This window comes from Pirellulales bacterium (assembly GCA_036267355.1).
In the GTDB taxonomy this organism is placed as follows: domain Bacteria; phylum Planctomycetota; class Planctomycetia; order Pirellulales; family DATAWG01; genus DATAWG01.
Genome location: DATAWG010000056.1, coordinates 1 through 10,407, shown reverse-complemented (window position 1 = coordinate 10,407; position 10,407 = coordinate 1). Strand labels below are relative to the sequence as shown.

At 60.9% G+C, this 10,407-nt stretch carries 8 protein-coding genes; 3 read left to right on the top strand and 5 right to left on the bottom strand.

Features of this window, described 5'->3' with window-relative positions; all coding sequences use genetic code 11:
* Together VHX65_08965 and VHX65_08960 are read left to right on the top strand one after the other, a co-directional pair.
* The coding region (locus VHX65_08965; GenBank protein ID HEX3998664.1) for an ISKra4 family transposase at positions 1–244 on the top strand (244 nt) is incomplete at its 5' end.
* Positions 245–353: 109 nt separating this feature from the next.
* Entirely contained in the window at positions 354–707 is a 354-nt protein-coding gene (locus VHX65_08960; GenBank protein ID HEX3998663.1) for a hypothetical protein, read from the top strand.
* 426 nt (positions 708–1,133) lie between these two features.
* Here the strand turns inward: VHX65_08960 and VHX65_08955 are convergent, their stop codons facing one another.
* On the bottom strand, positions 1,134–1,499 hold the full coding sequence (locus tag VHX65_08955; GenBank protein ID HEX3998662.1) for a hypothetical protein: 366 nt from the start codon (positions 1,497–1,499) through the stop codon (positions 1,134–1,136).
* A 71-nt stretch (positions 1,500–1,570) separates the two neighbouring features.
* Between VHX65_08955 and VHX65_08950 the strand changes: the two genes are divergently transcribed.
* Entirely contained in the window at positions 1,571–2,299 is a 729-nt protein-coding gene (locus tag VHX65_08950; GenBank protein ID HEX3998661.1) for a hypothetical protein, read from the top strand.
* 41 nt (positions 2,300–2,340) lie between these two features.
* Here the strand turns inward: VHX65_08950 and VHX65_08945 are convergent, their stop codons facing one another.
* From VHX65_08945 to VHX65_08930, 4 genes are all read right to left on the bottom strand, one after another.
* On the bottom strand, positions 2,341–3,927 hold the full coding sequence (locus tag VHX65_08945) for a CHAT domain-containing protein (protein ID HEX3998660.1): 1,587 nt from the start codon (positions 3,925–3,927) through the stop codon (positions 2,341–2,343).
* The gene (locus VHX65_08940) at positions 3,906–6,602 is read right to left on the bottom strand and encodes a tetratricopeptide repeat protein (GenBank protein HEX3998659.1); all 2,697 of its coding nucleotides are present in this window, start codon (positions 6,600–6,602) and stop codon (positions 3,906–3,908) included. The genes VHX65_08945 and VHX65_08940 overlap by 22 nt, the downstream gene beginning before the upstream one ends.
* Positions 6,603–6,607: 5 nt before the next feature.
* Positions 6,608–8,551 (bottom strand): serine/threonine-protein kinase, encoded by a 1,944-nt coding sequence (locus tag VHX65_08935; protein ID HEX3998658.1) that lies wholly within the window; start codon positions 8,549–8,551, stop codon positions 6,608–6,610.
* A 142-nt stretch (positions 8,552–8,693) separates the two neighbouring features.
* On the bottom strand, positions 8,694–10,407 hold a 1,714-nt coding region (locus tag VHX65_08930), incomplete at its 5' end, for a hypothetical protein (protein ID HEX3998657.1).

Here is a 10,407-nt window from a genome sequence, read left to right as displayed (position 1 = left end):
CGTGACGGTGCAATACTTTGGCAACCATCGGCATCGCATGGATTACCCACGGTATATCGCCGCGGGCTGGCAGATCGGCTCGGGTCCGGTAGAAGCGGCTTGTCGAACGGTGGTGACCGAACGGCTCAAATGCAGCGGCATGCGTTGGGGCGTCGACGGCGCCGACGCGGTGTGCCACCTTCGCGCCCTGTGGCTCAGCGAAGATAGCCAATGGGAATCCTTCTGGCGGGACCACCCAAACTAAGGGCCAAGTTTACCCACAAACCTGACGCTCACACTCGCTCCTGAATCAAACTCTTCTTTGGGTGCTGATTCCCGTCGGATCGCGATCGTGCGCGGTTTTTTTGAGCCACATGTCCGGTGGCGACAGCGGCCTGGACCAAGTGAACGGTTTATCCCCAGCCGACGCGAGAAACCCGATCGCCGTGCGGCCTGGGGGTCTTGAAAACGGCCACCGCTATCAGCTGTTCGTCAGCGTTCGAGTCAATGCCGACGATGATGCGAGCATCGATGCGTCTCTCGATGGCAAACCGTATCTGCCCCAATGGACCGGAAATCCCACCACACCCAGTCACGACGACGATGGGCATCCGAGCGAGCTTGGGCTCGGGGCAAACAACTGCGGCGTAACTTTCCGCTCCGCCAAACTGGATATGCTTTCTGGCAGTGCGACGCTCGATTCCGATCTGACCTCCGCGAGCCGCTGACTCGCAATTACCGAATCTAAATGGTGAATACGAGTGCAGCGAAACTTCGGCGCTGGCACATTGTCGAGAGCAAGCCGGAGTCCCCAAGAATCGACGTCGGTCGGGCGGACCGACGCGCGCAAGACCCGATTCAATGCTGTTCGATGAACGGTCACAAAGACGTAATTCCGGAGAGATTGCCCGACTGGTGGAGATTGATTGAGGGTGATAAATTATGGGCACTACCAATGGCTACTCAGACGGCACTAGTATGATCGGGGCGATCGCATGTCCGAAGACATGCAAGCTTGGCTGGCCAAGCTTCAGCAAGGCGATTCTCAAGCGGCGCAACGAGTTTGGGAGCACTACTTTCACGAGCTCGTTCGTTTGGCACGCCGTCGGTTGGGAGGCTTGCCCCGCCGCGTGGCGGATGAGGAGGATTTGGCGCTAAGCGCGATACAGAGTTTCGTTAGTGGCGCTCGTGCTGGCCGATTCCCGCGGTTGGACGACGAGACCGAGTTGTGGAAATTGCTGATCGTCATTACGGCTCGCAAAGTCAGCGCTCAGCGGCGGCGACATTTCGCCCTCCGTCGCAATTTGGGAAAGGTGCGCGGCGAATCGTTCTTCCAAAAACCAGGGGATTCCGAGCGAGGAACGGGAATTGATGCTGCCGAAGGGACTGAGCCGACTCCGGCCTTCGCCGCCCAGGTGGCGGATGAGTGCAGGGTGTTGATGGCCAAACTCGACAACCCCCAGTTGCGAGAGATCGCTCATTGGAAGATGGGTGGCTTCAGCAACGAGGAAATTGCCCAACGGCTGGGCCGTAATGTTCGTACGGTGGAACGGAAGATAGCGTTGATCCGCGATTCCTGGTCGGCTGAAGAATGAGCACTTCCGATGCCCAACGCGCTGTCGATGCCAAGGCCCGGCTCGCTCGCAACAAGACGATCGACGCAATTTGCGACGGGTTCGAGGAAGCCTGGGGCCAAGAAAATCAACCTCGCATCGAAGACTATCTGGCCCACGTGACGGACGTTGATCGCGCCGATCTTTTTCGCGAATTGCTTACCAGTGAATTGGCGCTGCGTGGTCCGGCCGAAGCGAAACTTTGTCGCGACGCCTATTTGCAGCGATTTCCCGAATATTGCGAATGCGTCTCGGCGACGTTCGCGAGCCTTTCGACCGAACATCTAGCGCGCGAAAGCCGCCGAGGAAACGAGGATTTCGAACGACTGATCGAAACCACGCGGCGACGTCTGCGCCGCAAGGATACGGTTGTCGCGGGCTTCGTCGCCCAGGAACCGTCAGCCCTCGCCCCAGCCGGCTTCAATCCGTCGTCGGAGCAACTTTGGAAGGCGATGATCGAAGCCGCATCGATTACCGAGTCCAGCCGAGGTGCGTCGATCAACTCTTCGGAAAACGTCGATCGGCTGCTGGAATTTGCCGTAAAGCTGCTCGACGCATTTTCGACTTTGCGCCGCTGCATTCTCGTGAGCATGTTGCTCGGAGAGACCATCGAGCAAATTGCCGAGGGGCATCGCTGCACGGAACGAACCGTCGATACCACCGGGCAAGCGGCTCTCGATTTGCTTGGCCCGCGCCGCGTCGCATAAGTGATGCGTGTCATGGACAGGCGCCGTCGGCGTCGGCGCGTTTATTTCGCGATCGGCTCGCCGGCGCGATTTTGCGCCGGCGCCGCCGATTGCGCCGGACCGATCAAGACGAACGGCGCCCAGTGGAAGGGAGTGTCGAATTCCGGGTGGAAGACTCGCAGATCGTGGCGCGCTTCGGCGAGCAGTTGCGCGTAGTTCGGAGAGCGGCCGGCGGCGATTTCGCGACTTACTTTGTCGAAGAACGACACGATCAATATCTTGGTCGAACGATCGGCGACTTCCCATTGCGTGGCCAGCACCCGTCGAGAGCCGGCCGCCAGGAAAGCGCTGGCCAGCGAAAAACAGGTGTCGGTGTTGGCGAGACGGCGGGAGGCAGCGCCCCGCGACAAAAGCGACGCTCCGTCGCCATTGCCGCGAATGTCGTGCAGGCCGATCGCGGTGCCGAGATTCGTGTTGCAAGCGCTCAATGCGGTCAGCTCGCAGCCCGCCAGATCGAGATTGCGAATCTCTTCGAGATCGAGGAATCCGTCATCGTTTTTCGAAACCGGAAGCGACGCGGGCGCGGTCAACACCATCCGGCCGAATGGCTGACCTCGATCAACGCCGACGATCCCATGCGTTGCAAGATGCAAGAACATGAAACGACCGTTCTCAAGCGCGGCGCGGAATCGGGCTTCGCTAGCCGCCGCTTGAGTCAGCACGACGACGCTCCGATCGCCAAAACGACCGGCAAAAGCGCGTGCAATGTCGTGACACTCATTTTCGGTCTCCGGCAATTCGATTAAGCCCGAATTAGGGTCCGATCCGCCGTGGCCCGCATCGGATTTGGATGCGGCAAGGATTGGATCGCCAATGGTTAGCAAGCTCGGAGCCATGGCCGAAGCGGACTGACGCCGCTCGAGGTCCGCCAACACGCTCAGCGATGGAGCGTACACGATGGGTGGGCAACATTCGACAAGATAGCAGCGGCTCCTTGCGTCGCCGACGAGCAGCGATTCCAGCGGCAACTGTGATACGGACTGGTGCGGAATCACCGTGACGCAACTCGCTCCTCGGGCAAGTTCCTGCCGCAAATATTCGACGACCGGCGGCGGCATCAGAACTGCCGAAGCATTGGCCACGTTCAACCCGACGGCTGCGTTTGACAGAATCTCGCGGGCGCTTCGCTCATTGCGAAAGGTATTACGAAGCCGCTCGACGACTTCCGCGATAGCAGCCGACGACGCGTTGCTCCCCGGCGCGGAAACGCCCGTCTCCGCTCCGGCTTTCAAGGGGAACGACTGAATTTCGTGCCGCGAGCCGCCGAGCACGAAGAGATAGCTAGCCGCGCTGCCGACATAGTAATACAGCAGCGGCTGATCCGACGTGCGCCATTGTTCCACGATCCGAGCGGTTCGTTCGGCCGAGAAGGAATGGTGGGCCGCATTGGGCCACAATTGATCGAGCAGCGTGCGGCTGCGGCCTTGCTCGGCGGCGACCAGCGCCTCGGCAAATTGACCTGCCTGAACGCGGAATTGAACCTGTAGATCGAAAGCGGATTGATATTGCGAAAAGAATTCCGCGCGCATGAAATCGCCGCTGAACGTGGCGGCCCGCGGATTCTCGATCACCTCATTGGCCTGTTGCAAGGCGGAGAGCGCGCGTTCGAGCAACCCGCGCTGCCTGGCATCGTCCAACTGCGACTGGCTTGCAAGATCTCCGCTTCATTGCAGAGAGCCGCATGCTGCAGGCTGGGATAAAGCCCGGTCGCTCGCAATTCGACGATCGCTTGCTCCTCCAGTTGCTCGCCGTGCGCGAGCAATTCCTTCCATTGGGAACGGTTGTCGCCGCCAACCGCGCCGCGACGCGAGAACGCCTCGTCACGGGCCTTAAGCAGCTTCTCTCGCTCTTGGCCGAGCGCCGCGGCCAACTCATTGAGGCTCGATTCCTCGTGCTGGATGGCGGTCAACTTGTTTTGCAAAGACTGAAATGCCTGTTGCCGGACCTCGTAGCGTTCGTCGGCCAGTTGATGGTAGGCCTCGACGGCCAGACGATATTCCTGCCGCGAATGATCGAGTTGCGTCTGGCGAGTATTGTGTTCGCCGATCCGCTGCTTCAAGGCTTTGATTGCCGCGTCGTCGCCGCTTGATGCTGCCGACCGCAAGCGATTGCTCCAGATCTTCAGTTCCGCAGTCCAATCCAAATAATCGAGGCGCGCCAAGTAGTGCAACGTTCGCGCTTCGACGGACTGCTGGCCCGTGCGCCGGCATATCGTCGCCAATTGTTGCCATACGGTCCGGGCCGCTTGCCGTTGGTCGGCATCGGCATGTCGCTGATCGCTGAGGTAATGCACCATTGCTTGCAAATGCAACACCGCGGCGCGGCTCGGATGGTCTTCCGGCAATTGCCGGCTGATCGTGTCCGCCTGCTGAATCACGTCTTGCAGGGATTGATCGTCGTGCCGTGCGGCGTCGTTGCGAGCGGCATACAGTTCGCCCAAGGCCAGCAAATACGCAAGCCGTTCGGGATGATCGGCGGGCAAGTCCGCCTGCCGCGCTTCCATCGCTTGACGGCAGAATTTGAGTGCTTCATCGAATTCCAGTTGCTCCTTGTAGAGCAGGCCCAATTGCAGGAGTGCAAGGCTGCGCAGCCGGGGCGACACCGAGCGCCCCGGACGATCGGCCACGATTTGTCCCAAATCGTCGAGCGCTTGCTGATAACTGCCCTGCGCCGCCTTCAGCCGGCCGAGATTCAATCGGACCCACCCGCGGAGCGAATCGGCTGGGGGCAATGCATCGCACAATTCGGCTGCCTCGGCGAGAGCACCGGCTGCATCTTGCAGAGAGTCGCGCGTCGAGGTCGCCAAATCGGTTTCGGCCAGCAAGTCGAGCGTTTGCACGAGGACGGGAACATTCTTCGGCCGATAGCGCGACCAATAGTCGCGCGCTTGTGCTAATCTTGTTCGGGCCAAATCGAATTGCGAATTCTGAAGATATAAACCATCCAAGGAAATATCCACGCGCGCGATGCGAGGATCGCTCGGCAGCAATGACTGGCCGAATTGAGCAAGCAACTGCTCGTGCAGATGAATGTTGTCGAGCAAGGAAATATCTCCCGCGCCACGCAATTCCATCAGCCGATCGACGACGTCGACGATCCGCTCCAGCAGCAACGTGTCTGAAATCTCCTCGCTATCCCCTTCGTCCCGCGCGCGCAGAGCGGCTTGCTTTTGCGCCGCTTGATAAGCGTGCGTCGCCGATTCGAGATGCTCTGCCGCCCGCGGCAGCCGGCCGTCGCGCAGCAAGGCGTCGGCCAGAAGTTGCTCCAATTGCGCGACGTCGTACATTCGCCGCAGACGGGAGTCGGCGGCGGCGCGTGCCGTAGCGGCCTGTAGCGTTCGAGCCTTGGCCAAAGCACCTTCGAGCACCTTGATTTCGCGATTGAGATCGCCTTGCTTGCGATAAACATCGGCCAATTGCGCGGACAGCGCTAGGGCGTCGGAGGGATCGAGGGCCGCGCTATGCTTGTCGATCAGATCCTTCAGCGTCGTGATTGCCAAGTCGGGCCGCATCACAAGGCTCTGGTACCGCGCCAGACACACCACTGCTTGAACATAATCCTCGGGCCTGATCCGTCCGCGGGATTGATCCGCCTGCAAGCGCTTTGTCAGCCACTCGATCTCATCGTCCAGCGAGGTTCTTGCCGAAGCCGGCGCCGGTTTCTCCGATTGCAAAGCGGCAAGGCGGACCACGAGATTCATTTGTGTCGGAACATCGACGACATCCTTATGGTCGTAATGAGCCAACATCTGCTCGAGCGACGCGATCGCATCGGCGAGTTGACCTTGTCGAGCGTACGTGTCGGACAACATTCCAACGACGCGGCTTTCCTCCGCCAGCGCTTGCAGCGTCGGCTGGCGGACATGCTCATACCGCGCTAGAGAACGGCTCAGCCAGGACAGCGCCTTATCATCCTGCCTGGATCGAAAATAGACTTCGCCCAACGTTGCTTCCAGCGACACCATCGATTCCTGCGGCGCGCCGCTTAGTTGATCCAGCAACAGCTTCTCCGCCGCGCGAAATCGGCGTTGCCAGATCAGGGTTCGCGCCTGTCTGAGCGATTGCCCAGTCGCCGGCCGGGAAACATCGTTCGCGGCGGCGCCTTGCGGCTGCGTTGCGGCGGTATCCGCTCGCGGGCGGGCCGCCGCCGCGTTCCCGACCGCGGCAGGAACTTGCGACCATGCCCGAGCATCGCCGAGCCGCGGCCCCATCAGGCCGGCCTCCGCGGCAATCGCGCAACAGCCGATCCACCACCAACGACGCATGGGGTTTATTCCTTGCTGGGAGCCGTTTTCTTGACGTGAGGCAGAATCATCCCGTAAAACGCGCGCTGCGCATCGCCGCCGCGCAGCAATTGCTTGAACTCATCCGATACGGAAGGCCGAGCGTTCGATTGGCCGTCGCTACGAAGCGGAAATTCCGTGCGCGCTTTCGGGGCGCGATCGACGACGTCGAAGGCGACCTTCAAATGAGCGCTCTCTTGCGGAGTAAGATGCAAGTTCGGCGGAGTCTCCAGCAACTTGTCGAGCTGCTCCTGGTCGAGCGGCTCGGCGGAAACCATCACGAGGAACAAACTGGCGCCGTCCGTGTCGGGGACCGCCAATATGGCGTCGGGATCGCTGGCCGGCGGAAACGTGAATACATCGGTTTTACGTTGGTTCGCAAGTGCCGCCGGACCCGCGGGCCACAGCAGCCGGCCCGGGCTCTGATTCTCATACGCCAGCAAGTAGGCGTAGCCGGCTCGATTCAGCGACGCCTCGATTTCAAGATGTTTCTCCGATGTTAGCGGCAAGTCGTCACGCGTCAGCGGAGCGAATTGCGGGAGATACAGGTTGAAATGCGTCAGGTCCAGGGGCGTCGACGATATCGGAGAGGATTTCGGATTCATCAGCGTCACGGCCACGACGCACACCGCCGCAACGGCGACTAGCGCCGCGGCGGCCCGCGCCACGCGAGGCCACACGGAGCCGTGAGGCCGCACGGCCGCACGTAGCGCGGTTGCCATATCGCTTCCCGTCTTGTATCGCTGCTGGGGCTCCTTCGACAATGCCTTGAGGCAAATGTCTTCCAATTCGGCGGGTATCGCGGCATCGACACTCCGCGGCGGTGGTGGAGCTCTGCGATCGACCTGCTCCAACAACTCGGCTTTCGTTCCCGCATGAAATGGAACGCGGCGGCAGATCGCTTCGTACAACACAACGCCCAGGGAATAGATATCCGACTGGGCGCTGGCCCAGTGCGATTCGCCGCGCGCTTGTTCCGGACTGAGATACGCCAGCGTGCCCAGCACGCGGCCACGATGATCGGCGTAAAATTCTTCATTCCGAGTGGACAGGCCGAAGTCGACGATGCGCGCCCGCCCATCCGCATCGATCAGCACGTTGGCCGGCTTGATATCGCGATGCACGACGCCTTGCGTGTGGGCGTATTGCAGGGCGTCGGCGACCTGCGCCATCCACTCGGCCGCCTGTGCGAAGTCGTAGTCGCGGTGCCGAATCCGATCTTGGAGCGTTTGGCCCGACACGAATTGATAAACCACATAGCCGTCGCCTTGTTCGGTCTCGCCGATTTCCCAAAGCTTGACGATGCCCGGATAATCCAAGCCAGCGATACTGCGCGCTTCGTGCAGCAGCCCTTCCGGCAGGCCGCGGCGAGCTTGCGCGGCGCGGCTGACCTTGATCGCGACATCCCGCTGAAGTTGCTCGTCGCGGCCCTGATAGACAACGCCGAAGCCGCCCATTCCGAGCGTGCGCGAGATTTTGTATTTACCGATGTAGTCCGGCTGCTTTTCAACGCGTTCGCCGGAGGCAGAATCCAGCGGTTCGGTGGCGTTGGTCCCCTTCGAAACATGCGTGCTGAAGCCGGGGTGGATTTTACGATATTCGTCGCCGGAAGGCTGCTCGCCGATCTTCAACCGAAACTCGAATTCCGCATGCAGCAACTGCAACACCGAATTCTCCGACGTGCGAAGTTCCGGATACTCCTCGAGATATTGCGCGATCGGGCGCCGATTGCCACGCTTCCAGCACCGTTCGAAATCGACGCGCACGAGCTCCAACAAAGCGGACGGCCGATATTCCTCCGGAACTCCAGCGAGAAACTCTCGCAGGTCGTGTTTCTTGTCGGCGGCGGATTGCTCGAAGGCATCCACGCACGCCATCACGACTTTCGACTCCGCATTGAGCTGGAATGCGGGCTGTTGCAATCGAGCCATCATCGCACCTCGCCGTTCGATTGTTGGGGAAATTTAACCGTGTGATTCCGTATCGAGCCAACTACGATGGGCGCCGCGATTGGCTCGTCCAACCTCGCGTCGGCGCCACCGTACAAACCATCCTTGACACCCAATCGCCATCTCACTTCCCAGTCTTTCTTTCACGGGAGGCGACCTTTCGACGCACAAACGCCGAGCCGGCCAACAGCAGCGATCCGACGATCGCGATGCCTGAAAAAATCACTGTTCGCCATGACTTGAGCGGCGAAATCGCGGCGTCCGGTTGCGGCGCCTCCGGCAGCGTCAAGCCCTCCGCCGGGCGGACTAGCAAACTTGGCAGATCCGGAGGATCGGGTCTGGCGTCCGATAACTCCGCGATTTGGACCTCCGGAACTAAAGCCTGAAACTGCACCATAACGACGTCGGGCGCTAGCCCTTCGAGAATCGGACCACCGCCGCTGCGCATTCGCTCTTCGCTGCTGCTGGAAAGAGAGCCCATCGCCAGCGAACTGTATTGCGGCCTGCCAACTTCGCCCAAGGCGTTGCCGCCGCCGGCAACCGAGTTCTGTCGCACGGTCGGCAGCAGGGCCGCGACAAGCGGAGCTACCATCGGAATGCCGACCGATTTGTTCCCGGATTGCGCGCCGGCCGCCGCCGCTTCGTCGTCCGCTACGACCGCCGACACAAAGCCGCTTGCCGCGCCTCCGACCATCGATCCGCCATTGGGGGAACCGCCGTTCGTCGTGCCGCCGTTCGTGGTTGAGTCCAGTGTGCCGCCGGAAGCCGGATCGCCGGGCATCTGGATCGGATCGAAAAATTGAATGACTGCGTATGGGATGCGCACATTGATGGTCGCCGTGGCCGCTGCCCCGCTGATGCCGGACGCGTCGACGGTGGCCGACTCTCGAACGGTGAACCCGCCGTTGGCGAACGAGTTGGCCGTGGGAGTGAACTTCAAGCCCGCGGCGCCTTGGGCGACCGTGATGACCTGACCGTCGACGATCGGCGTCGCACCGTCGTTCAAAAACAGCGATCCACCAGCGATGTTTGTGATTTGAAAGCCATTGACCAGTGCCGCATCGGCCGCGTTGGCGGTAATTACAAGGCCGGCGGTCGTTTGCGTGTTTGCATCGGTGAACGCATTCGTGACGGTCGGCGCTCCGAACGGCGCTGACACCGGGATCGTCGAAATGACCTGAATCGTTGCAGTATTGTTGCTATCGGCCGTGCCGTTGGCATTGGATTCGAAAAGAGTGTCGTTGAAATTGGTATCCACGGCGATAACCAACAATCCGGCGCCTTGAGAACCGCCGGGCAGGGCGAAACTGATCGACAACTGCGGCGACTGGCCGTCGGCGGCGATGGCGCCGCTCGTCGAAGCATTATAGCCAACCGTTGTGTCAACAAGTGTCTGCCCGGTCGTGAGATTATCGACCGCAATCCCATCCTGCCAGCCAACGCCGGTCGGCGTGGGGCCGTCGCCGGCGTTAATGTCATTCCAAAAGATCGTAATCACTTGCCCCGGTTGCGCGAGAGTCGCCGACAGCCGCAAGTTGCTAACTTGCAGATCGGGGTAAGAGGGTAGCGGAGAGGTCACGGTGATAGTGGCGGCGGTCGTTGTGCCGCTCAGTCCAGTGGTGTCGATGGTGCTTGATTCCTGGACCGTGAAACTGCCGTTGACGAGTGAGTTGGCGGTGAACTTCAAGCCGGCGGCGCCTTGGGCCGCGGTGATCACTTCGCCGTCGGTGACCTGCGTCGTGCCGTTGTTCAAGAACAGCGTGCCGCCGGTAATGCTCGTGATCTGATATCCATTGACGAGCCCCGCATCCGCCGCGGCGGGCGTAATCACCAGGCCG